Below are 23,900 nucleotides of genomic sequence, written 5' to 3' on the forward strand. Positions count from 1 at the left end.
CTCCTATTGTTCTTTTGCACTTAGATCGAAGCTAGTCACTTTTTTTTCCCATTTTCCGTCAATTTGAACTGACTCTTCCAGTTTTAGCGCGTTATTGGTAATCTGGATTATCTTACCGTAATTTTGCCCCATATAATCGCCTGGTCTTACTCTGACTATTTCACCGCCGGGTTTGCTGATTAATCCCCATATCATATTATCCTGTTTAAGAATTCCAACAAATTTTAAGGAATCCAGGGGATACTCCTCCAATGGCTGTTTGGGCCTTTTGGTATTGGGAGCGAGTTTATCCTGAAATTGCTTGACGGTTTTAGGTTTAAACGGGCTGCGGCGGCTTTCGTTTTCGGGATAGATAAACTTGGCAAGAGGCTTAATCGTTGGAATCGGCTCGATGGGTTGTGCCTTGCGCGATTTGACTTCATTGATATAGCGAGAGAGTTCAAGATCTGCTGAGGTATCGCAGCCTGACAATAAACAGCCAGTCAGAAGCATTATTAAATATCTGAAATTGAATGCTGTCATGATTTGTATCGATAAATTTTTGCGGTTAATTTCATTTCCAGTAATTCACCGGAGGCTGCTTTTTGCTTATCTTCTTTCACCGTGTTGATTTCAAAATCATGTAAAGTCACAATGCGCCCCATCTGCGCCACACGACTCAAAAAAACAGCTAACTGATGGTAATTTCCAATAACTATAATATTAATCGGAACTTCGATATAAAAATCATGAATCACCTCAGGAGCCGGGGCGAACAATTGAAAGGTTAAGCCGCTGCTAGTACCGGTTTTGGAAATATCCTCCAGAAGACCAGGCATTTCATTTTGTGCCGGTAATTGTTTTAGCATTTTTCCAAACCGTTCAGACATGGTCTGCATTTGCTGCCGATAAGCCTGTAAGTTTGCGGCTTGTTTTTGTTTTTGCTCAAATTCAGTTTTTAAACCTGTCTCTGCGGATTTTAAGTTATCATATTCTTCAAAATAGGATTTGATAATCAGCCAATAGCCAAGACCTATGACTAAAACAGCCAATACGAGGGCGGCCATATACTTAACAGCCAAGGGCCACTGTCCAGCATTTTCGAGCGTCAGATCACTTAAGTTTATAGTATTCATAATGTCAATAATGCACTGTTTTTGAGTTTAAGTATGAAGCTTAATTTGAATTCATTTTCACCGGTTTCTGGAGCAGGTGCATTGGTATCATTAGGATCCAGGGCGTCTTTGCTTTTTTTGATCTCTGTTAATTCAGGATTTTGAATCCAGGGATTTTGCTCTATATTGCGCATCAGAATGGATACATTGCTATTGGATTCAGAATAACCGAGCAAGGTTATGCGGTTACCCTCGCGCTTCATTTGAGTAAGGTATACACCATCAGGGAGTATTTTAATAAGCTCATCCAATAAATGAACTGTTAAGCTGCGAGTGGCCTGAAGATTCTGCACGACGGTCATTCTTGAAATTAAACGTGCCCTTAAATCCTTTAACTGTTTGATTTCCGCGATCTGTCCGTTGAACGTGTTTATTTCTTCCTGCAACAGCTGATTTCGATGCTTTTGGCCGCTAACCAGGTCCGAGGCATAATAATACATAGCGAAAGCAATGGCACTTCCTAAAATAAGAGCCATAAGCAATAGCATGGTGAATTCTTTTTTTTCACGCTCCCGCTTGATTTCACGCCATGGTAAAAGATTAATAGTCGTCATTGCTAATAAACTTCCCTCAAGGCTAATCCGCAGGCCACTATCAAGGAGGGAGCTTCTGCAATTAGTTGATCGCGATTGACTGTTTTAGCAATATCAATCTGGTCAAACGGATTGGCAATTGAAACGGGAATTCCGGTGCTTTCCTCCAGCTTTTCCGCCAGGCCAGTCAATTTTGCAACGCCCCCGGCAAGGAGAATATGATCGATAAATCCGTAATGGCTGGTTGAAAAGAAAAATTGTAACGCCCGTTTAATCTGTACCTGCAGCATTTCGCGGAATGGACTTAAAATATGTTCCATATAATCGGCCGGCATACTGCCATTTGAGTTCATTTTCATCGCCTCATGAAAAGACACTCCATAATGCATGGACGTTGCGTCAATAAGCTGTTTTCCACCAAACTCCTCTTCGCGGGTAAAAATCATTTTCATTCCGTGAAGTACGAAAAAATGGGAATACAGCGCTCCTATGTCGATGATAGCGATCACTTTATCCTTCCCCTGGGCTGGCAAGGCGCGGCTGACCAGTTGGGCGGTTCGCTCTACAGCAAAAGACTCAACATCGACCACCAGAACCTCTAATCCTGCCCTTTTTACAGCCTCTACACGACTATTTACATTTTCGCTTCTGGACGCAACGATTAGCACATCGAGAAGAGACGCATTTTTTGCAGCAGGCCCTATCACTTCAAAATCAAGATTGACTTCATTAACAGGGTATGGAATATATTTCTCAGCTTCCATGGTGATGAACTCTTCCATTTCCGAATCGTTTAAACCTTCATTAATTTGAATGGTCTTACTGATAACCGCTGAGTCAGGAACTGCGAGTACAGCATTCTTACTAGTCAGATTTTCCGAGGAGATCATCTGCTTAATAGAGTAGGCAATAGCATCTATATCTTTAACTGTATTTCCTTCAACCGCATTAAGGGGTAATAATTGAGACGCATAGCCATTTACGCAGTGCTGCTGACCTGATCCTGAAATCTCTATAATCTTGATCGAAGTCGAGCTGATATCAATTCCAAGCAAGGACTGACGTCTTGGTTTAAACAATTTAAGCACGCGTATAATCTCCCTTCAGGTGCACCATGCAATGAAAGCTAACGTGTAAACTATGCGGATCTTGAGGTTGTTTCCCTGTATATCCTAACGTAAGCATCTAAAAAAAGGAACTTTTTCTTTAATACTACCAATCCTGAAGCTATTCGATTGATAATCGCTCATCTAATTTTCTATTTGCTCGCCAGAGAATGATAAAACTTGTCTAATCGCCCTAAAACTGTCCGTATTTATTTTTTGCTAACCACTTGTTCAACCCTTGCACTCTTAGTTCGCTTAAAATATAGTGAATAATCTGCTAACAGTTTTCAGATACAGTACAAGGAGTTGTAATGAAGATAATAGACGTCATCGGTGCCTTAGAAACTATTGTCGTGGAATACTGCGCCGGGCAAGATGTTTCTTTTAACATGGAGGCTTACAGCCGCGACTCCATTGAAGGCAAATCAAAACGCTTGAAAGCTTTGCTTGAAACCGCGATGGAGTCAGGTTACAGCGAAAGAGAAACTTTTTATACCTATGTGCTATATATCATTTCGAGTATGCACTCACTGCATGAGATTAATGAATCCACTGAAAAGTTTAGTCTAAAGCCCGGATTAACCAAAGCACAGGTTCTGAAGGCTCGAAATGACTTTGAGGGATTTTTATGGAATGTGATTACCCTTCTTAAAACCTCACAATCCACATTGATAGAGATAAGCTATAACGAGCAAAAAATCAAAATGCCAGGTTTGCTGCGTCGAGGAAACCTTTACAGCTCCTATTGTTATACTGGTGATCTATTCTGCAACCCCAAAAAGCTCTTTTCCCTGTTAGCACTTGACGATAAATCTTCAAAAGACCGATGTAAGGAAGAAGCGGAGAATTGCTTCGCCCCACCACTTATCCATGTTCTTGAACTTCAAATAAAAGACCTGGAAAAAAAACTTGCCGCAATCCTGCAAGCCAGTGAAGAAGAGAAAAATCTGCGCTCGCAGGTTGAGGAACTAGTTCGTGAAAAAGACATGATGATTGAGGCGTTGAAAAAGAGTGAAGAATTAGCCAGGCAGCGCCTGGAGGAATCTCAAAAAGCTCAGGAAAATCTGGTTGCCGAAAATAGAGAATTAAGACAAGAGAACGCCGGAAAAGAGAAAATAATTGCCGCTAAGGATTTTGAACTGGCAGCGAAAGACAAACAACTCGAAGCGAAAGACAAACAACTCGAAGCGAAAGATCAGCAATTGGAAGAAAAAGATCAGCAACTGGCCCTTATGCAGAAAAAAATTGCAGCATTGGAGCAAAGCAGCCGGAATAAAGATGAGGCCTATGAAAAGCTTCAGACTGAACTTTCTGCGGTACGAGCCTTCGGCGCTCCTTTTTCATTGACATCTCAATTATACGGAACAAATCTATACGGAACAAATCGTCATATCCTCATGCGAAATATGACCCCGAGACCAGAAGACGAAAAGAAAACCAAGACCGCAAAAGACAGCGATGAGTATCCTGGATTGCAATTAGGTGGTTTTAACGGCTCACTGGTCGATTAAACAGCAAATACCTTTCTTTGCGCTTTATTATTCGCAATAAAGCGCAAAATCGCGTTATAATCATCGCATTTCAATTTCTAAAGCTCCACACAACATGAAAAAAATGATTTACTTTTGGCGTAAAGGGCTCTGGGCGCTTTTAAGCCTTTTCTTTGTTGGTGTCGTTGGAGTCAGTTTTCTCTATCTTTATCTGGAAAGCCAGCTTCCGAATGTGGATTCATTAAAAACTGTCCACCTTCAGGTACCACTGCGCGTTTATACGCAGGATGGCAAGCTAATCCAGGAATACGGGGAGAAGCGACGCATTCCACTGACTTATGACGAGATTCCCAAAACCCTGGTCTTTGCACTATTGGCAACTGAGGACCAGCGCTTTTTTGAACATCCCGGAGTCGATGTCATGGGGCTTGGCCGCGCCATGGTAAATATGATCCAGACAGGCAGCAAATCACAGGGCGGAAGTACGATTACCATGCAGGTAGCCCGTAATTTTTTCTTGAGCCGCAAAAAGACTTTTTTAAGAAAATTCAATGAGATCCTGCTGGCTATCAAAATTGATCGTGAGTTAAGCAAGGAAAAAATTCTTGAGCTGTATCTGAATAAAATCTATCTGGGGAATCGCGCTTACGGCGTGGGAGCCGCGGCTAAAGTGTATTATGGAAAGCAGCTGAAAGACCTGAACCTGGCCGAATTGGCAACCATCGCCGGTTTACCACAGGCCCCCTCCACACAAAATCCTATTATTAATCCGGCTGCTGCCAAGAAACGACGCGACCACGTGCTGGAACGATTACTCGAAGAAAAGTACATTACTCAGGAACAATATAACGAAGCTATCCAGCAACCAATAACTGCCAAATATCATGGACCCAATATTGAAGTAAGCGCTCCCTATGTTGCAGAAATGATTCGCCAATCACTTTATGATCATTATGGTGAAAACGCCTATACCAAGGGCTATAAAGTTTATACCACAATCAATAGTAACCTGCAGCTCGCAGCTAATCAGGCCGTATTTAGTCAACTGATGGCCTATGACCATCGACATGGCTATCGGGGAGCCGTGGCCAATGCAGGCCCTGTCAATGATCAGTCCCCTGCTGCCGCCCGTAAATTGCTGGCTTCTTATCCCACGGTGAACGATCTCCAGCCTGTGGTTATTTTAAGCCTTAAAGATAAAGAAGCAACCGCGCTAATGCGTGATGGCAATAGCATTACTATCAAATGGGAAGGAATGTCCTGGGCCAGGCCCGCGCTAAGAAAAGGATGGATGGGTAAAGCGCCCCAGAACGCGCATCAGGTTTTTAAAATTGGTGATATTGTCTATGTCAACCAGAAAGAAAACAACTGGATGTTAAACCAGGTACCGCAGGCCGAAGCAGCGCTTATTGCATTGAATCCGCAAAATGGCGCTATCGAGGCCCTGGTTGGCGGCTTTAATTTTGAGAAAAGCAAGTTTAACCGGGTAACGCAATCCAGCAGACAACCTGGCTCAAGTTTCAAACCTTTTGTCTATGCCGCAGCCCTCAATAAAGATTATACGCTGGCGACTCTGGTCAATGACTCGCCGATTGTTGTTGATGATCCCAGTCAGCCTACCTTGTGGCGTCCGCATAATGACAACCAGACGTTTAACGGCCCCATGCGCTTAAAAGAAGCTCTGATTCGTTCTCGCAATCTGGTTTCCATTCGTGTACTGGATGATTTGGGCTTTGATTATACGATTGATTTTGTATCCCGTTTCGGCTTTCGCAAGCAGCAGCTTCCCCGCGCATTGTCTCTGGCCTTGGGAAGTTTGTCCGTCAGTCCTCTTGAGCTCACCGCAGCCTATGCAGTGTTTGCCAATGGCGGCTATCGCGTGGAACCTTATCTCATTGACCATATCAGCGATGAAGACGGGAATATTTTACTTCGCGCAAAACCTGCTGTGGTCTGTGACAATTGTGCGCAAGCCAAGTCGGACTCAGACTCTTTCGCACCACGGGTTATCCCAGCCGATATCGCCTTTCTAATGAATACTGCATTAAAAGACGTTGTTCAGCAGGGAACTGCTCGTGCCGCTCGCGTTTTGAATCGACAAGATCTGGCTGGTAAAACAGGAACCACCAATGATCAGGTCGACGCCTGGTTTGCCGGATTTACTCCCAATCTGGTTGCGACAGCCTGGGTCGGCTATGATACGCCGCAATCGCTTCACGAATATGGCGCAACCGTTGCACTGCCCATGTGGATTGAATTCATGAAGACAGCCCTCAAAAATGTCGCAGAACAAAGCCTGACCAAACCTGAAAATGTGGTCGCAGTTCGCATTGATCCCAAAACGGGTCTTCTGGCCAATGAAAATCAAAGCAATGCGATAGTGGAGTATTTCAGGGAACAGGATGTGCCCACAGAAGAAGGGGCGCCTGTAACTGCCGGCAGCTCTTCCTCTTCATCATCGGAAGAAAGTGAGAACCTGTTTTAGCAGGAATCCACTTAAGAGAAAATCCCCTCTCCCAAGCTGGGAGAAAGCCAGGGTCACTGCCATTAAGTTAAGGACTTCTGTCATTCCCGCGAAAGGCGGGAATCTATTCCTCAGTTGGCATTTTAATTAGCTCAGAGATGGATCCCCGCCTTTCGCGGGGATGACAGTTTAATATACAATTGAGCTTAACTTAATGGCAGTGAGGGCTAGGGTGAGGGTTGATTTTAAACCCCTCTCTCTAACTCTCCCTGAGGGAGAGAGGATCTCTCTTAAGTTGAATACACTATCAAGCCTGATGAGGATCCAGGGCATCTCGTACCGCATCCGCAAATAAATTACTCGCCAGTACCAGTATAAACATGAACAGGAATGCCGCCATGATAGGCCACCATACCAGCGGCTCCCTGGCCAGCTCGAGCCTGGCTCCGTTGATCATATTTCCCCAGCTGATGGTCATTGGAGATACCCCTACCCCCACATAGGAAAGCACCGCTTCAGCCAGCACCAGAAAACTGAAATCGAGAACCAGTGAAATAAGCACAATCGGCATCATATTAGGCAATAAATGTTTCCAGATAATTCGTGAAGTTCGGGTTCCCATTACTTTAGCGGCTAATACAAAGTCGATTTCACGAAACTTCAAAGCCTCTGCGCGCAGTAAACGACACAAGCTGGTCCAGCTGGTAATTCCGAGAATAAGGCATAAAGCAAATAATCTCGCATCAGCACTTTTTTCAAGCGTTGGAAATTGCTGAGGATGATTGGCAATATAAGTTTGCATCGATAATACAGAAGCCGTGATAAGAAGCACCCCCGGAATGGAGCTTAAAACAGTATAAATATACTGAATAATATCATCGACAACCCCGCCAAAATAACCTGCTGCAATGCCTAGAATAATTCCTAAAGGAAGCATGAATAATGTCGTTAAGGTTCCAATAACAAGACCGGTGCGAATACTTTTTACGGTGTAATAGAAAATATCCTGCCCAATTTTTCCAGTGCCAAATACGTGGAAGTAACGGGAGAGCTGAAACGCCAGAATGCCAAGAAAAATACAGATAAAAACAGTTCCCAGAGCAACGGCAAGCTGAGGGGAATATTTGAAATGCCTATGGCCTGATAAATAAGCGATTAAGATAAACACTAATACCAAGCCCGCTGTCCCTAATATCCCATAAACCCCCGCTTTAAAAAACGTACCCAGGATCAGCTTGTTTTTATCATGACTGGTTTGAATCGTCGCTGGTGGATAGGAAAGACGAGGATAAATTTGCTGAATTTTACCGCCGAGGATAGCTGTTTCGGTGGTATAAAGCTTTAAGGCCATTGGCGCAGAATAAGTATTTTCATACACCTCATCCAAAGGGGCTAGCATGGCATCGAGCAAGGTTTTAGATTCAAGAGCAGCAGTGTCTTTACCCTCTGAAACTTCAATATGGAAGGAATCAAGAATGGCTATGCTTAAAAAAAATATGAGAATAATCCCTGAAGCGATGGCGATGGGCCGCTGAAAAAGCTTCAACAGCACCACTCGTGCTGGCTCCTTCCTTAAACTGAACAAGAGGCCGGCAAAAACAAAAACCAGCATGCCAAGAAAAAAAATATCCGTCCAAAGCATTGATTAACCCAACCTTACTCGCGGATCTGCCCAGGTGTAGGAAATATCCGTTAAAATTAAGCCAAGAATATATAAAACTGATCCCAGAAAAACCATAGCCCTCACAATCGCAAAATCCTGTTGTTGAATCGCATCAATAATATAGCTTCCAAGCCCTGGCACGCCAAAAAAAGACTCAAGAACCAGACTTCCCATAAATAGCGAAGGAATCAGTACCACCACTCCTGTTAGAATAGGCAGCATAGCATTCCACAGCACATGCCTGAATAAAATGCCGGTTTCTGAAACCCCTTTGGCGCGTGCGGTTTTGACATAGTCACGATTCATTTCTTCGAGAAACAGCGTTCGATACCAGCGTGCTCCCGAACCTATTCCACTAATTACAGCCACCACCACAGGCAATATAATGAATTTGATACTTTCAAAGCCACCGTCATAACCTGAGATGGGAACCAGTTTCAGCACTTTACCAAATAAATACTGCCCGCCAATAATATAAAACAGGCTGGATATTGACATTAAAATAATACAGAAAACTGCCCCGCTGATATCCAGATAAGTCGAACGGAAAAATGCCATCGCCATTGCAAAAATAATATTCACCAACATACTGAATAAAAGAATAGGTATCGCAATCGCAAGACTTGGCCACATTCGATGTGAGATATCAAAACTGATATCGCGGCCAGCGTCCGACATACCAAAATCAAAAGCAAAAAGCTTCAGTGATTTCTGAAAAAACAGTGTCTGGCTGAGTTTCTCCATTCCTGGGGCCTGTTCATTGAAAAACAAAGGCAGATCGTAACCATGTTTTGCTTTCCAATGTACAATCGCCTCCGGCTTGACATGCTTCTGTCCTAACTGCATACGTGCCATGTCGTCCGGTGAATTAATCATAAAAAAAAGTGCGAAGGTAATTAAATTGATTCCAAAAAGTATGGGTAATGCATACGCTATTCTTTTTACGAGATAAATTAACATGAGTGCAATCTCCTGGCAGGACTTTTTTCCTTACGGTGATAGGCAAACAGCAAGGGTAGGATCAAAAGACACAGGATAAGTACTATCAGAGCGACAGGCCATAACACCGGCTGATTCCAAAGACTTCTCAGTTTTTCACGCAGCGCGACATCAATACTGGCATACTTTAAATGCCCGAGGCTAATCGTATTCGGCTTTGCCAGATTAGCCCACTGCTGTGCCAGAATAAGGCTTTCCGTATTGACCCCCCACACCCAGGGAGCATCTTCCCGTACTATGGCCAGCATTTTGTCAATTAGTTCCTGACGTTTTGGATCATTTGTACGATTCTTCATTTGATCAAACAATCGGTCATAGAGAGGATTATTGTAATTGGCGGCATTCTCGCCGCCATAGCGAACTTTCCCGTTAATGCCATAAAGCTGAAAAAGAAAGTTTTCCGGATCTGGATAATCCGCATTCCATCCCCAATAAAAAATTTGCGTATTGCCCGCCCGCATTTTTTCCTGAAACCGATTGTATTGGGTCGCCCGGATATTCAAATCAATGCCAATTCGGGCAAATTGTTTTCTCATCCAATCCAATTGCGCCTTGTCATCAGGGCCGCCCGTTACAGCGCTGTCGTAATGCAATATCAGGGCTTTGCCAGTTGAAGGGTCTCGTCCCCTGGGATAACCTGCTTCTGCCATAAGTTTCCGTGCTTCATTAATATCTCGGCGCAGCATTTTACTATCAGCAGCGTTCCAGCGATACACAATGGGATTTATTCCAGCCTTGCCCTCTTTGTAGCCAAATATGCCTGGCGGTATCGGACCTTGGGCAGACTGGCCTCTGCCATTAAAAAAAATAGTAATAAACTCATCATAATTCACAGCGATAGAAATCGCCTGACGAAGTTTCCGGGCACGCTTACTGTTTCCTCCGACCACTGGATCAAGCATATTAAAGCCTAGATAATAAATTGAAGGATCGGTTGTTTGTTGCAACTGTAAATTTCGTGCTTTCATTTCGCCACTCAAATGAGGCACGCCTTTTGTATCCAGACGGATAGTCTGATCGAAATTCTCATTACTGATCGCAGAGGCATCATAATAGCCCTGCAAAAATTTATTCCAGCGCGGGATTGACTCTTTTTCCAAAGTAAAATAAGCCTCATCAATCAGAGGTAGTCGTTTCCCCGCATTGATGGTATATCCTTTTTTCATATCCTCCGGATCTGTAGAATCCGGATAAAAATCCTGACGGTAATTGGGATTTTTCAACAGAATCATTTTTCGGTTAGGATTATTTTCACTCAGCATAAAAGGCCCCGTTCCAACGGGATACCAGTCAAAGCTTAAATTTTTATCATCCATATCAGGCTGTGAATAAAACTGGTCGACTTCCCAGGGAACTGGTGCAAAAAAAGGCATTGCCAGCCAAAAAAGAAACTGTGAATAGGAACCTTTCACCAGAATTTCAAAACTGTAATCGTCTAACTTTTTGACACCACTTAGGGGATATTGTCTCAGATCCACAAAATGATGCGTTCTTATTGGAGGCAACTGATTGGCAAACTCTCTGAAACCCACGATGTGTTCACTCATTAATTCTCTGATTGGTGAACTGACATCCGGATCAGCCAGGCGTTTGATTTGATAAATAAAATCATCAGCGACCAGTTCCCGGGTTCCGGTAAATTTAAAATCTGCCAGCTGATTAATATCATTGTCTTCAAGATAGTTATCCGGAAGAGGTAAATAGCGATATTTTCCCTCATGATCCATAGCAAATGCCGGGTGAGGTTGATACAGAATTCCAGGTTTGATATCAATTCTGTAAAGACTGAATGCCACGTTTTCTGAAAGAGAATCAGGCAGAGGCAGCAGTGATTTGTCGAGATAAGTCACCTGCGGCATGCTCGCCGCAATTAAAGGTTCCAGTTCATAAGGCCGCTTATAATAATCATATTGCAATAAGGGCTCATAAATTTGCATGATAAAAACATATTCATTACTGGAATATGAACGAGCCGGATCCAGTGTTTTGGGTTGCTCGTTAAATGAGGAATAGTAGATTTTTTTTCCAGAATCGCTTTCAGGATAAGGATCATTTAAAACCAGACCATAGCTCGAGTTGCTGGCTAGCAGCAGCACTGCAACTCGTAATTGAATATTCCCTGTTAGTTTCAAAATGACATCCTGACTTACTGATCCAGCATTTGAAGAAACTGTTCTTCATCTAAAATCATTACTTTTAACTTAGCTGCTTTTTCTAACTTCGAGCCAGCCTCGGTACCTGCGATTAAAAAATCGGTTTTACTTGAAACACTGCCAGTTACCTTGGCACCAAGCGCCTCCAGTCTGGCTTTCGCCACATCCCTGCCCATCGTGTTCAAAGTACCCGTTAGGACCAGCGTTTTATTATAAAAAGGGTTTGTTGTGTCGATTTGTTTTTTTTCTACCTGCGGCCAGTGAACCCCATAAAGCACCAGTTTATTAATGACTTCACAATTATGATCCTGAGAGAAAAAATGAACAATATAATGCGAAGCGACAGGCCCAATGTCCTTCAGCTCCATCAACTGCTCGATACTGGCGTTTTTAAGCTCGACCAAATCCTTAAAATGATCAGCTAAAACGCCTGCGCTGACCTCTCCAACTTCACGGATCCCCAAAGCATATAAAAAGCGTTTGAAGGTTGTTTTCTTACTCTGTTCTATTGCATTCAATAAATTTTCGGCCGATTTCCTGCCCATACGCGGCAAGGCCATCAATTGATCCAGAGTTACAGCATAAAGATCCGCAACATCCTTTACTAACTGCTGATTCACTAACTGTTCAATTAATACATCACCCAATCCATCAATGGACATGGCCCGGCGTGAGGCAAAATGCCAAATCATTCCTTTCAACTGAGCCTGACAGAATAATCCTCCCATACAGCGTGCCACAGCCTCACCCTCTTCGTGCACGACCTCCGCATCACAAACCGGACAGGTAGAAGGCAAGGTGATTTCCCTGGCTGTCTCAGGCCTTTTTTCAAGCACCACACTCACTACTTCAGGAATCACATCACCAGCCCGGCGTACCACCACAGTATCGCCAATCAAGATCCCCTTGCGTCTGATTTCATCCATATTATGCAAGGTCGCATTGCTGACCGTGACTCCGCCTACAAAAACAGGTTTCAGACGTGCGACAGGAGTTAAAGCGCCGGTGCGGCCAACCTGAAAATCAACAGCATATATTTCTGTCATTTCTTCACTTGCAGGGTATTTATGCGCACAGGCAAAGCGCGGTGCACGTGCTACAAAACCCAGCTCATTCTGCAAAGCAATACTATCCAGCTTATAGACTACCCCATCGATTTCAAAAGGCAGACTGTCTCGCCTTTTTTGCATTTCATGGTAGTAATCGAGACACCCGCTTAACCCGCGAACCTGACGATTGTCGGCAAACACCCTAAATCCCCACTGACGAAGCCATTGCAATTGCTGAAAATGACTGTCAGGCAGCTCAACACCTTCACGAGCCCCAACACCATAGCAAAAAATAGCCAAAGGACGGGTAGCCGTTATCTGCGGGTTAAGCTGTCTTAAGCTTCCCGCAGCCGCATTGCGAGGATTCACATAGGTTTTCTCACCGCGCTCAATTGCCCGCTGGTTTAAAGCTTCAAATCCGGCTTTTGGCATATACACTTCGCCACGAATCTCGATTAAGGAAGGTGGAGTATCAAGCATCAGTTTTAAAGGAACCGCGGCAATTGTTTTAATGTTAGCAGTAATATTTTCCCCAACGCTTCCATCCCCACGCGTGGCAGCCGTTACCAGGATGCCGTTTTCATAAGTAAGACTAACCGCCAGACCATCCAGCTTGGGCTCGCAGCTAAATAATAACTCGTCGTCAGCAGTGTCGAGTCTATCCGCCACCCGCTTGATAAAAGCCTGCAGCTCTTCAGGACTAAACACATTGGAAAGTGATAACATGGGCTGGCGGTGCCTCACCGGCTCAAAGACATGCGCCGCACTTCCTGAGACTCTTTGTGTGGGAGAGTCCACCGTCATTAATTCCGGGTATTCTCTTTCAAGAGCCTGCAAATCTCGAAAACAGCGATCGTATTCAACATCAGGAACGCTGGGATTATCCAGGACGTAATACTGATAATCATACAATCTGATTGTTTCACGCAATGACTCAAGTCTTATTCTGACTGCTTCGAGACTCATTTTTAACCCTGGATAATGCAATAATTTTGTGATCAATCATAATCAAAACCGCGGGATTATTATAGCCGGCAGGATTTTATTTTTTTAAAGACCCGCTTGTCGTTCTCTCATAACCTGTGATATAGATACTGCTAGACTTTTAAACAGGACTTAAAAGAAATGGACTTTTCCCGCTTAATACTTAGTCTTTTTTTGATTATTGTTTCAACGATAGCCTATTCTTCAACGGCCGCAGACAATCTGGGTATTATTTTTATTCATGGTACCAATGATCACCGGGATGACGCTGATGGCGGTTACTGGAAAAAGGATTTTATCAGCCAGATGAGCCAAAGTCTGCCTAAACCTGGCAATGCTCTGGTTATAGCCTGTGACTACAGTAAATACATGTGGGAAGAAGAGGCCTCTGGCTGCACAGCCGATCAGATTCTGGATTTTGTAACGAATAAGAATATTGACAAGCTGGTAGTATATACTCATTCCAATGGTGCAAACGTCATGCGCTGGATCTTGTCGCACCCCACATATGACGAGCGATTCTTCAAATTAGGTAAAATCATTCGCCGGGTCGTCGCACTTGCCCCTTCAAGCGGCGGAACTCCGCTTGCTGATGAAGTGATCAGCGGAAATATTTTTACAGAATCAGTGGGATGGCTGCTTGGCTATCGAAATAATTCAGTCAAACAACAGCGTGTCGGGGATATGGCCCTGTTTAATAATGAACTTCTCCTGGGAAGTGCAGGAAGAAGCAACCTGCCCGTACCGTTCAGAGTGGTAGTAGGTACAGATGTCACCGCGTCCCCTTTTTCCAGCGCAAGCTATTGCAATGGCTATTTACTTAGCACCGGTTTAAAGCTAACCAAACTATACCTGGAACGATGCTCAGACGGTTTCCTTAATTGCAGCTCACAGGTCATTGCCGGAAGCCTTTGGTTTTTTGATACAGAGAAAACAATCGATAAGACGCCTTTAAGTCATAGCCAAAGCAGACACAGTTGTTTCGGTCTGGAACAAATTCTCATTACCGATCTGGCGCAACAAGGAGTATAGCCATGAGAGCAAAATACAGTATTCTTCTGGCGCTTGGCGCCTCACAGGCTATAGCAGCTACATTTCCGGAACAGGCCGTTCACACTTATCCCTGTGAGAATTGCGCCTCATTGCCTCGTGCAGCGCTTAGCACTCACTGGGCATTTACCGATAGCCGCCTGCTGAAAAAAACAAGCCCTCTGCGCGAACAGCAGACAAAGTCTTACCACATCAAGGTGAGTTTTGCGCAGTTGCAGAAAGGGATCCAGCTGCCGACAAAGGCAGCCGGTGCGATTCTTAGAATAAACCCTGTTCAAAAAAAATCCTCCGCTCTTCCTGAAATGCCGCAGTTATTGATTCAAAAAGACAGGCTTCAATACACATTGAAAGAGGCGGCTGAGCTGATGGCGAAAGATGAGGCCCTTATCGATACCCCCTTTCCCAGGAATGGAGTGGTGATGCAACTCAGCCCCTCACTGGGCAGCGGCATGTTTTTGCTGACAGCCGCATCAGGAAATAATTCTCCTTCAGATGAATTCATTATTCATGTGAACGATATAGGCTCCAGTGCCTATTTCAGTGTAGGCACGGATAAAAGCAGCTATCGCTATGGAGACATGCTGATTGCCACCATTCGTACAACTGACTATAACGCGGATCGGATTGAAGCAACCCTGTTTAGTCCTGGCGGTACGCAATATCTTCTTACCCTTAAAGAAATCAGTGAAGGCGTTTACCAGGGAAAAACCCGGTTAACAGAAGAGATCAATTCTCTGGGTGAAAATTGGTATGTGGAAGCCGAGGAATGCATTCTTTTAGGAAGTCAGGAGCTTAAGTACCAGGCTCACACAGCATTCTCCTATTCACTGCCCTCGGCGGCCCTGCTTGAGATAAAGCCATCCGGCAAACAGGCTTTTGAATATAGCGCCAGATTAAATGTCGCCATGTCAAGCCGTTATGCCTTGCAGGCAGTCTTGTTGGCCACAGATAAACAAGGCCATAAGATTCCAGTGGAAACAGCACAATCTGCAAACTGGCTGGACGCTGGAAAAACAAGCTTAACTATTAGTTTTTCTCCTGATTTAGCCAGCCGTTATAGCGGACCTTTTTATTTAACCGCTATTCAATTGATTGACTATGGTCAAATCAAGTCAGTTTTTGAGTACAATAACCCTATTCTCATTTCTTAAAATTTATTTAATGCCTGATTTATCCTATCTTTTTTCGCTGCAGGGGTTGGTTTACACCAACCTGCTGCAGTTGCTGTTTCTCTTTCTGCTGATTGCCCAACGGGGAAAATTACAGAGAAGCGCCTCTTTGGAAATCACTGAGTTAAGAGAGCTGTTTATAGAGCAGATTCATCAGTTGGAAATGCTGATCAGTGAAAATGCTTCAAACAGCCAGCAACGCCTTTATGAACTGATCATCCAAAACCAGTTAAGCGGTCAGGAGATGATTACTAAAAATATACAACAGCAAATGACGGATATCAGAGAGCAAATCAACTTCAGTTTTAAACAGCATGCTAATGGGCTCACCTCTCATCTCCACTCTTTGACAGAGGAAATCCGCAATCACCTGCAACAACTTACTCAACAAGTCAATCATAAGCTGGCCGAAGGCTTTGAAAAAACCTCCAGCACCTTTACGGATGTGGTCAGGCGCCTGACTATTATCGATGAAGCACAGAAAAAAATAACCGAGCTTTCCACTCATGTCGTCAGCCTTCAGGATGTACTGCAGGATAAACGCTCAAGAGGCGCCTTTGGTGAAGTCCAGTTAAATGCCTTAATCGCCAATATGCTTCCCTCCACCCACTATCAAATGCAATACACCTTAAGTAATCAAAAACGTGCTGATTGTATACTATTTCTCCCCGAACCTACTGGACAAGTGGTCATCGATGCTAAATTTCCGCTGGAAACCTATCAAAAACTGATTAACAGCAACTGCTCATTGACAGATAAAAAAATACTACAGCAGCAATTTCGTCAGGATGTCAGCAAGCATATTAAAGATATTGCGGAAAAGTATATTATTGCAGGTGAAACCAGCGATGGTGCGATGATGTTTATACCGGCTGAAGCTATTTTCGCTGAAATTCATGCCAATTACCCGGAGGTGGTTGCCTTATCACAACGACTCAAAGTGTGGCTGGTTTCCCCCTCTACACTGATGGCTGTTTTGACTACGGCGAAGGCGGTACTTAAAGATGACGCGACTCGCAAACAGGTTCATATCATTCAAAAACATTTACATGCTCTGGCGGATGACTTCCAGCGCTTTGAAAAAAGGATGGATAAATTGTCGAAGCATATCGATCAGGCGCATCAGGATGTCGACGAAGTCTCTACTTCAGCAAGAAAAATCACCCAGCGTTTCCAGCGCATTGAATCGGTTGATTTGCTGATCACCGAGGAATCAACGGAATAAACGATTGAGTTCAAAGAACTTCTTTTCAAACCCGCAATTTGATATGCTGACTTAATCAGCTCTGAGGGAACTACTCATGTATAATGTTTCGCGTCTCGTCCTGTTTACATTTCTGTTATTCAGTCTGTCTCTGGCACATGCCGGACGCTGTTTAGGAAATACTTCCACAGCCTGTCCAACTTGCTGTGATCAGTGCTGTGGCAATATGGGCGGTATTTCATACTGCGACTCATCGGCTGGACGCTTCGTATGTAACAACGGCTACTATTCCGCCTGTTATTGTACCCGTCATGCGATTATGGATCTGCAGAAAATCCAGGGTTGCTGCCTTTGGCAGGGAGGCGTTTTAAAAGTGGACGACATTACTGGCGCGGTCATTTGCAATAGCGGCCAGGTTTCAGAATCATGCAGCCTTGATATTACTCAGAATATAGTAACCTGGTAATCCAGTTCTAATTTACAGAGTTTGCTCGGTGCTTATAACCGAGCATTCTGTCATAAAAAAAATCTATTACTGGACAACTTTCCCTGCAACAATCATAATTAAGGTTTTGCTCAGCAAAAATCAATGACGACACCTCTGATAGAAATTAAAAACGTTTTTAAATCCTATGGCCAGAATGAAATTCTGACCGATATTTCCCTATCTGTCCTTGATGGCGAGTTTTTAACATTACTTGGCCCCTCGGGTTGCGGAAAGACGACGCTTCTTCGTCTGATTTCCGGTTTTGAACAGCCGACGAAGGGGGAAATTTTTATTAACGGTATCTGTGTAAATAATTTGCCTCCGCAAAAACGCGATGTGCATACAGTATTTCAAAGCTATGCATTATTCCCTCATCTGACTGTATTTGAAAATGTGGCTTTTGCACTACGCTGCCGCAAAATCAGAGAAGAGGAGATTCGAGAGCGGGTTTTGGATGCATTACGGCTTGTGCAGCTGGAACCCTTCGCCGAGCGTAATATCAAGCAGTTGAGCGGGGGCCAGCAACAGCGGGTTGCTATTGCCAGAGCAATAATTAACCGCCCCCAGGTTTTGCTACTCGACGAGCCGCTAAGCTCATTGGATTATCGTCTGAGAAAGGCCATGCAATCTGAATTGAAGCAGCTGCAGCAAAAATTAAATATGACCTTCGTCTTTGTCACCCATGATCAGGAAGAAGCTTTGTCAATGTCTGATCGAATCGTCATTTTTAATCACGGCCAGATTGAGCAGATTGGCACTCCACGTGAAGTCTATGAAACCCCGGTGAATTTGCATGTAGCCAGTTTTATCGGCGAAGCCAATATCTTTCAAACCACAATTAAGGAAGTCAGGGAACAGAATCTGACTGTTGAGATTGAGGGAGTGGAGCTCACCTGCAAAAACACCTCCAATTTCAAACCTGGAGAGAAGGTTCATCTGATTGTACGGCCTGAAGATATTCGTGTGTGGGATTTGCACGAGGTAAAAGACAGCCACGATATGCTGCCAGGACAAATTAATGAAATTGTTTATAAAGGCTCGACCGTTGATTTAAAAGTCAGTCTTGACTCAGGAAAAATAATTAATGCATCTGAATTTTTTGATGAGGATGATGACAAGCTGGAATACAATGCGAATGAAACAGTCTGGGTAGAATGGTTATCAGGATGGGAGGTGCTTTTACGCGATGAAAGCTAAGGCACTCTCACTTTATTTTCTTTACAGCTGGCTGATTATCTTCAGTTTCCTGCCGCTTTGCTTTGTGCTGATAACCAGTTTTCTCTCCAGGGATCCCGTAAATCTGATGGCTCTGCCCTTTACGCTTGAAAATTATTCAGCTCTGTTAAACTGGGTATTTATAAAAATCTTCTTTCGCTCATTGCTGATTGCGGCGATTACGACCTTCCTATGTCTCTTAATTGCCTATCCATTCAGCTATCTGCTGGTGAAGTCTCGTCATCAATCCATTTTGATTCTCCTGATTATCATACCCTTTTGGACCAGCTCGCTGGTACGAACCTATTCCCTCATAGCCATGCTGAAATATAAAGGTATTATCAACGCTGTACTTTTAAAGCTTCATATTATTCATGAACCTTTATCTCTGCTTTACTCCAATTTCGCAGTCATTATCGGCCTTGTCTATAATCTTTTTCCCTTTATGGTATTGCCTATTTTCAATAATATGGAGCGCTTTGATTTTCGCTTAATTGAGGCGGCCAGAGATTTGGGGGCAAGTAAATGGGCGATATTCAATCGTGTTTTTCTGCCCAACACAGCCCCGGGTATCATTGCAGGCTCTCTTTTAGTCATGCTTCCGGCTATGACCCTGTTTTATATTCCTAACGTATTGGGAGGGGCGCGTTCCATTCTTCTTGGTAATTTAATTCAGAATCAGTTTTTAGTTCTTGAGAATTGGCCACAGGGCTCAGCGACCAGTATTGTGCTTACTTTGCTATTGCTTTTAATTCTTATGTTTTATCGACGTCAGAATACTGAGGTGAGCGCATGAAACAATTCGCTCAGCGTTTTTTTCTTTTCTTTGTTTACACTCTCCTATATTTTCCTATTCTCATTCTGGTGCTTTACTCAGTTAATAATGCCAAGTTTTCCCTGCAATGGCATGGTTTTTCAATAAAATGGTACACTGAACTTTTCCATGATCGCGGATTGTGGGCCGCATTTAGCAACTCATTAATATTAGGAGTCAGTTCGGCATTAATCGCTACGGTTATGGGTTTATTAACTGCCGTACACCTCTTCCTCTTCAAAACAAGACATCGACAAGTTCTGGCTGTAATGCTTTTATTGCTGGTGATTATTCCCGATTTGGTCTTAGGCGTTTCATTATTAATATTCTTTAATATCACGGGACTACCCCTGGGATTTTTTAGTCTCTTGATTGCACACATTACCTTTTGCCTGCCTTTTGTTATTTTAACGATTAATGCACGCATCAATACCCTAAATCCCAATATCTATTTCAGTGCGCTGGACTTAGGGGCTAGCCGTTTTACCGCATTAAGAAAAATCTTGCTGCCCCTGCTTTGGCCTGCCGTTCTTAGCGCCTTTCTGCTTTGCTTTACCCTGTCTCTCGATGATGTGATTATCAGTTATTTTGTGGCCGGGCCTGATTTCAATATTCTTCCTCTGACCATCTATTCGCTCGTTCGCGCAGGAGTTACTCCTGAGCTCAATGCGCTTTGTTCTATCACATTTGGCTTTTCGATGATTCTGGTCATCATTTCTCATTTATTATCCAGGCGTTCACTATGAAAAGGCTGATGCTTGTATTCTGGTTTGTATTCTATTCAGTAACCGGGTTTTCTGCTGTAGTGAATGTCTATGTCTGGGGCGGTGAAATTCCCAAATCAGTTGTTCAGCAATTTGAAAGTGAAACAGGGATTAAGGTGAATTTTTCCACCTATGACAGCAATGAAACCATGTATGCCAAATTAAAGGCAAGCAGCAGAACCATTTATGATGTAATTCTACCTTCAGGCTATTTTGTTGAACGAATGAAAAAACAGAATATGCTTCATCCTATCGATCCGCAAAAACTACCTAATCTTAAAAATCTTGATCCTGTTTTCACCAATAATGCCTTCGATCCGGGTAATCAGTTCAGCGTTCCTATGATTTGGGGATTAACCGGTATTTTTTACAATCAGAGCAACATAAAAAATCCACCCCTAAGCTGGGCAGAACTTTGGGGAAAGCAATGGAAAAACCAGTTAATGCTTCTTGATGATTCCCGGGAAGTGTTTGCGATTGCCCTGATGAGTCTCGGCTTTGATCCCAATGATACGGATGTAAAACATATTCAGTTAGCTTATGAACATCTTTTAAAGCTGGTTCCCAATATCAAACTCTTTGCCAGCGACAGTATTCAGGCCATCATGATTGATGAAGATGCCTCGCTCGGAAGCACCTGGAATGGTGATGCATTTAAGGCGCAGGCGGAAAATACAAACATCCGTTTTAACTTTCCGCGGGATGGTTTTGTGATTTGGGTGGACTGTCTGGCAATGCCGCTCAATCCACCCCACCCCGAAGAAGCCTATGCTTTTATCAACTTCATTCTACGCCCCGACGTCGCCAGCCAGATTGCATTAAAAGAAGGCCATGCAATCACCAATTTGTCAGGACGAAAATTACTGCCTCCCTCACTTCAGGAAAACACGCTGATTTACCCGCCGGCGGATGTTTTGAAGCAAGGACATTTTCAAAGAGATGTGGGAGAAGATACCCTGTTAATATATAACCAGTACTGGGAACAGCTTAAGCTGGCGTTTTAGTAATCAACCCTCTCCCTAGCCCTCTCCCAGCTTGGGAGAGGGGACTTTTCTGAAGGAGTCTTCCTCAAAGTCCTCTCGCCCCTTTGGGGAGAGAGCTAGAGAGAGGGGTTTAGAAGCACCTTACTTCTCACTCCGTATTTTTACTCTCAGGCAATTTATGCAATTGCCTGTCGGGATAAATCTGCTTCACTCCTCTGTAGAAGGTTCCCTGAGCGCTGAAAGCTGCCATTAGGACACCAGCCTTACCATCTAATATACCACGCTGCAAAATCAGACAGCGGAAAAACATCCAGCCGGTACTCATTATTACCGACAGAAACGAAGGCGCTTTACCTTGTTTAATGCGGACTCTTGCGCTGTAAGACGAATAACGATTAATTTTAGCGAGGGCATGCGTCACATCGAGAAAGGAATGATGCATAATCGGGTTAGAGATCTTACCTATAACACGATTATCGGGAAGAATGATTTTCTCATGAACTATATCATCACTATATCGAGCTCCGTCTCGCTTAAACAAGCGAATATGACGCTTGGGGCTGGCAGAATAGCGTAATACTTTCCCATAAAAATTCATGCGAATAGGAACACGGAAAGCCTGGGCTTTTCCCGACTGCATGGCAGACTCGATTTCTGATTTTAAATCGTCACTAACCGACTCATCCGCATCCAGATTTAAAACCCAGTCTCCTGAGGCCAATGCCAGTGCGCGCTGCTTCTGAATACCGTAGCCCTGCCAATCATCGCTGATATACACATGCTCTGTGTATTCCTGAGCAATGGAAACCGTTTTATCGGTACTTCCGGAATCGAGTACAATAATCTCATCGGCCCAATCAATCGAGTCTAGACATCTTTTTATATTCGCTTCTTCATTTTTGGTAATAATAATAACACTGAGCATTAAATTGACCCGATAGTTAACTTGGCCTTATTTTAACGAGAATGCCTGAGCTTGTAACTAAGAAGAGATATTTTAAAGAAGTAAATTGAGAGTGTTTATTAAACTGTGTCATTACTCATGGGCATGCCGTCATCTCGAACGCAGTGAGAGATCTCCTAAATCCTGGTTTGTGCCAGCATCCAGAGATCTCTCACTGCGTTCGAGATGACATGACATGGCATGACACAGTTTGATAGCGAGCGGACTTATGTCTGGCATAAGTAAAATTATTCATCATGACATTTACGAAAGTTTCTTATGATTTCATTGGTGGAGTTATTAACAATATGACCATGATAATCACCCGTTTTACCTTGCACCTGGGTTAACATCCAAATGAACAGTTGCTCAAGATCATCGCTTGTATTATTTAGAACTTCTTGTGCTCCGACGTAAATCTTAGCCGTATATATAAACATAACAATTCCCCATTCACAATAATGAGCAGCAATTAAACACAATGAAGTTCACGCGATGTAAAACCTTTCGGTTTACTACGGGAATTGCAAAGCAGATCTTACATCCTGATAAATTAAGTATGGCACAGTTTTGAAAATCACAAGCTGTTGGACCATTTTTGCAGCATTTATTTTTTGCCTCTTTCCTAGGCCGGCAAAAGAGCATAATATAGCAGATTGTCTATTCAAACCCAGATCTTATCAGGAGTAAAATGAAAAGGATTTATATTGCAGGTTTATTATTACTGTTAAATTTTTCCACAGCACTTGCCTATGATGAACCTTATGTCAATCTGGGATTTACAAGCTTCTTCGATGGCGGGCCGCCTGCTGGACCAGGAGTGTATTTTCAGGATTATTTCCAATATTTCACTACCGATCAGCTAAAAGATAAAAATGGGGATCGTCTGCCTCTGCCAAAAACAGATGTTGATGTCACCGTCAATATTACTCAATTGATTTATCTTTCGAAAATTAGAGTTCTCGGCGCCAGTCTGGGAATGTCTGCTTTACTCCCTTGGGTAGTCAACACCAGTGTGGATGATGGCTTGAGCAACACAGCCCTATATGGTCAGGTGGGGCAAGGGGATTTATTCATTGGCCCTGCCCTGCAGTTTGACCCGGTAATTCGAAAAGACGGACAAGGTCCCCTGTGGGTACATCGTCTTGATCTTGATATTGTCGTCCCCACTGGTGAGTATAACCGCAACTATGCGATTAACCCGGGAAGCAATTTCTGGTCAATTAACCCTTACTGGGCAGGAACATTTTGGTTTACCCCCAAAATAGCGGCCTCATTTCGCCTCCATTATTTATGGAACGCTAAAAATCATGATCCCAATGTCGCCTTTGGCCCATACGCAAGAACCACACAGGCAGGTCAGGCGGTTTATGCCAATTTTGCTGGCAGCTATCAGTTTACAGACAAGTTCTTTGCGGGTATCAATGGCTATTGGTTCAACCAGTTCACCGATACCAAAGTGAACGGAGCGGATGTACAGGGAAGGCGTGAAAAACTCTGGTCCATTGGGCCCGGTTTATTATATAACATTACAAAAAACCATTTTCTCTTCCTTAACTATTATGCAGAACAGGATGCAAGGAACAGAGCGCAGGCCAAAGTGGGCGTAGTCCGGTTTGTGATTCATTTTTAGTATCGTACCAGCCTTCTTTGCGAACAAAGTGAAGCAATCCAGA

The 23,900-nt window shown here is 43.6% G+C and carries 20 protein-coding genes; 11 read left to right on the forward strand and 9 right to left on the reverse strand.

Going from position 1 to position 23,900, the window contains the following annotated elements; genetic code table 11:
* Window positions 1–3 precede the first annotated feature (3 nt).
* Genes E1O89_RS02840 through pilM form a run of 4 tightly spaced genes read right to left on the reverse strand, consistent with a single transcriptional unit; the run spans window position 4 to window position 2,775 of the window.
* Entirely contained in the window at window positions 4–522 is a 519-nt protein-coding gene (locus E1O89_RS02840) for a pilus assembly protein PilP (protein ID WP_133138852.1), read from the reverse strand.
* Window positions 519–1,115 (reverse strand): type 4a pilus biogenesis protein PilO, encoded by a 597-nt coding sequence (locus E1O89_RS02845; RefSeq protein ID WP_133138853.1) that lies wholly within the window; start codon window positions 1,113–1,115, stop codon window positions 519–521. Before E1O89_RS02845 ends, E1O89_RS02840 begins: the two co-directional genes overlap by 4 nt.
* Complete coding sequence (locus tag E1O89_RS02850; RefSeq protein WP_133138854.1) at window positions 1,112–1,708, reverse strand: PilN domain-containing protein; 597 nt, start codon at window positions 1,706–1,708, stop codon at window positions 1,112–1,114. The genes E1O89_RS02845 and E1O89_RS02850 overlap by 4 nt, the downstream gene beginning before the upstream one ends.
* A gap of 2 nt (window positions 1,709–1,710) precedes the next feature.
* Window positions 1,711–2,775: a type IV pilus assembly protein PilM gene (pilM, locus tag E1O89_RS02855; RefSeq protein WP_133138855.1), complete on the reverse strand. Its 1,065-nt coding sequence runs from the start codon at window positions 2,773–2,775 to the stop codon at window positions 1,711–1,713.
* A 329-nt stretch (window positions 2,776–3,104) separates the two neighbouring features.
* Between pilM and E1O89_RS02860 the strand changes: the two genes are divergently transcribed.
* Together E1O89_RS02860 and E1O89_RS02865 are read left to right on the forward strand one after the other, a co-directional pair.
* Window positions 3,105–4,304: a hypothetical protein gene (locus E1O89_RS02860; RefSeq protein ID WP_133138856.1), complete on the forward strand. Its 1,200-nt coding sequence runs from the start codon at window positions 3,105–3,107 to the stop codon at window positions 4,302–4,304.
* 94 nt (window positions 4,305–4,398) lie between these two features.
* Window positions 4,399–6,768 carry a penicillin-binding protein 1A gene (locus tag E1O89_RS02865; protein WP_133138857.1) on the forward strand — a complete coding sequence of 790 codons (2,370 nt, stop codon included), beginning with the start codon at window positions 4,399–4,401 and terminating at the stop codon, window positions 6,766–6,768.
* Window positions 6,769–7,054: 286 nt separating this feature from the next.
* On the opposite strand, the gene E1O89_RS02870 is transcribed toward E1O89_RS02865, so the two are convergent.
* The 4 genes from E1O89_RS02870 to ligA are packed head-to-tail and all read right to left on the reverse strand — an operon-like array spanning window position 7,055 to window position 13,577.
* Window positions 7,055–8,389, reverse strand: coding sequence for an ABC transporter permease (locus tag E1O89_RS02870; RefSeq protein ID WP_133138858.1), 1,335 nt, complete (start codon window positions 8,387–8,389; stop codon window positions 7,055–7,057).
* A 3-nt stretch (window positions 8,390–8,392) separates the two neighbouring features.
* Window positions 8,393–9,370: an ABC transporter permease gene (locus E1O89_RS02875; RefSeq protein WP_133138859.1), complete on the reverse strand. Its 978-nt coding sequence runs from the start codon at window positions 9,368–9,370 to the stop codon at window positions 8,393–8,395.
* Window positions 9,364–11,523, reverse strand: coding sequence for an ABC transporter substrate-binding protein (locus E1O89_RS02880; protein ID WP_133139019.1), 2,160 nt, complete (start codon window positions 11,521–11,523; stop codon window positions 9,364–9,366). Before E1O89_RS02880 ends, E1O89_RS02875 begins: the two co-directional genes overlap by 7 nt.
* A 32-nt stretch (window positions 11,524–11,555) precedes the next feature.
* Complete coding sequence (gene ligA, locus E1O89_RS02885; protein WP_133138860.1) at window positions 11,556–13,577, reverse strand: NAD-dependent DNA ligase LigA; 2,022 nt, start codon at window positions 13,575–13,577, stop codon at window positions 11,556–11,558.
* A gap of 159 nt (window positions 13,578–13,736) precedes the next feature.
* On the opposite strand from ligA, the gene E1O89_RS02890 reads away from it, so the two are divergent.
* The 8 genes from E1O89_RS02890 to E1O89_RS02925 all read left to right on the forward strand — a co-directional run bounded on the left by E1O89_RS02890 (window position 13,737) and on the right by E1O89_RS02925 (window position 21,302).
* Complete coding sequence (locus tag E1O89_RS02890; RefSeq protein ID WP_133138861.1) at window positions 13,737–14,627, forward strand: hypothetical protein; 891 nt, start codon at window positions 13,737–13,739, stop codon at window positions 14,625–14,627.
* 2 nt (window positions 14,628–14,629) lie between these two features.
* On the forward strand, window positions 14,630–15,796 hold the full coding sequence (locus E1O89_RS02895; RefSeq protein ID WP_133138862.1) for a DUF4785 domain-containing protein: 1,167 nt from the start codon (window positions 14,630–14,632) through the stop codon (window positions 15,794–15,796).
* A gap of 10 nt (window positions 15,797–15,806) precedes the next feature.
* Window positions 15,807–17,039 (forward strand): DNA recombination protein RmuC, encoded by a 1,233-nt coding sequence (locus tag E1O89_RS02900; protein WP_133139020.1) that lies wholly within the window; start codon window positions 15,807–15,809, stop codon window positions 17,037–17,039.
* Between the two features lie 76 nt (window positions 17,040–17,115).
* Complete coding sequence (locus E1O89_RS02905; protein WP_058507343.1) at window positions 17,116–17,484, forward strand: hypothetical protein; 369 nt, start codon at window positions 17,116–17,118, stop codon at window positions 17,482–17,484.
* A 123-nt stretch (window positions 17,485–17,607) separates the two neighbouring features.
* Window positions 17,608–18,702 (forward strand): spermidine/putrescine ABC transporter ATP-binding protein PotA, encoded by a 1,095-nt coding sequence (gene potA, locus E1O89_RS02910; protein WP_133138863.1) that lies wholly within the window; start codon window positions 17,608–17,610, stop codon window positions 18,700–18,702.
* The gene (locus E1O89_RS02915) at window positions 18,692–19,516 is read left to right on the forward strand and encodes an ABC transporter permease (RefSeq protein WP_133138864.1); all 825 of its coding nucleotides are present in this window, start codon (window positions 18,692–18,694) and stop codon (window positions 19,514–19,516) included. The genes potA and E1O89_RS02915 overlap by 11 nt, the downstream gene beginning before the upstream one ends.
* Window positions 19,513–20,280: an ABC transporter permease subunit gene (locus E1O89_RS02920; RefSeq protein ID WP_112218195.1), complete on the forward strand. Its 768-nt coding sequence runs from the start codon at window positions 19,513–19,515 to the stop codon at window positions 20,278–20,280. The genes E1O89_RS02915 and E1O89_RS02920 overlap by 4 nt, the downstream gene beginning before the upstream one ends.
* Complete coding sequence (locus E1O89_RS02925) at window positions 20,277–21,302, forward strand: PotD/PotF family extracellular solute-binding protein (protein ID WP_133138865.1); 1,026 nt, start codon at window positions 20,277–20,279, stop codon at window positions 21,300–21,302. Before E1O89_RS02920 ends, E1O89_RS02925 begins: the two co-directional genes overlap by 4 nt.
* 127 nt (window positions 21,303–21,429) lie before the next feature.
* On the opposite strand, the gene E1O89_RS02930 is transcribed toward E1O89_RS02925, so the two are convergent.
* The gene (locus tag E1O89_RS02930; protein WP_133138866.1) at window positions 21,430–22,206 is read right to left on the reverse strand and encodes a glycosyltransferase family 2 protein; all 777 of its coding nucleotides are present in this window, start codon (window positions 22,204–22,206) and stop codon (window positions 21,430–21,432) included.
* 709 nt (window positions 22,207–22,915) lie between these two features.
* Here E1O89_RS02930 and E1O89_RS02935 point away from each other — a divergent pair.
* The gene (locus tag E1O89_RS02935) at window positions 22,916–23,857 is read left to right on the forward strand and encodes a transporter (protein ID WP_133138867.1); all 942 of its coding nucleotides are present in this window, start codon (window positions 22,916–22,918) and stop codon (window positions 23,855–23,857) included.
* Window positions 23,858–23,900: the final 43 nt, after the last annotated feature.

The sequence above is a fragment of the Legionella genomosp. 1 genome (assembly GCF_900640215.1).
Taxonomy (GTDB): Bacteria; Pseudomonadota; Gammaproteobacteria; order Legionellales; family Legionellaceae; genus Legionella_C; species Legionella_C quinlivanii_A.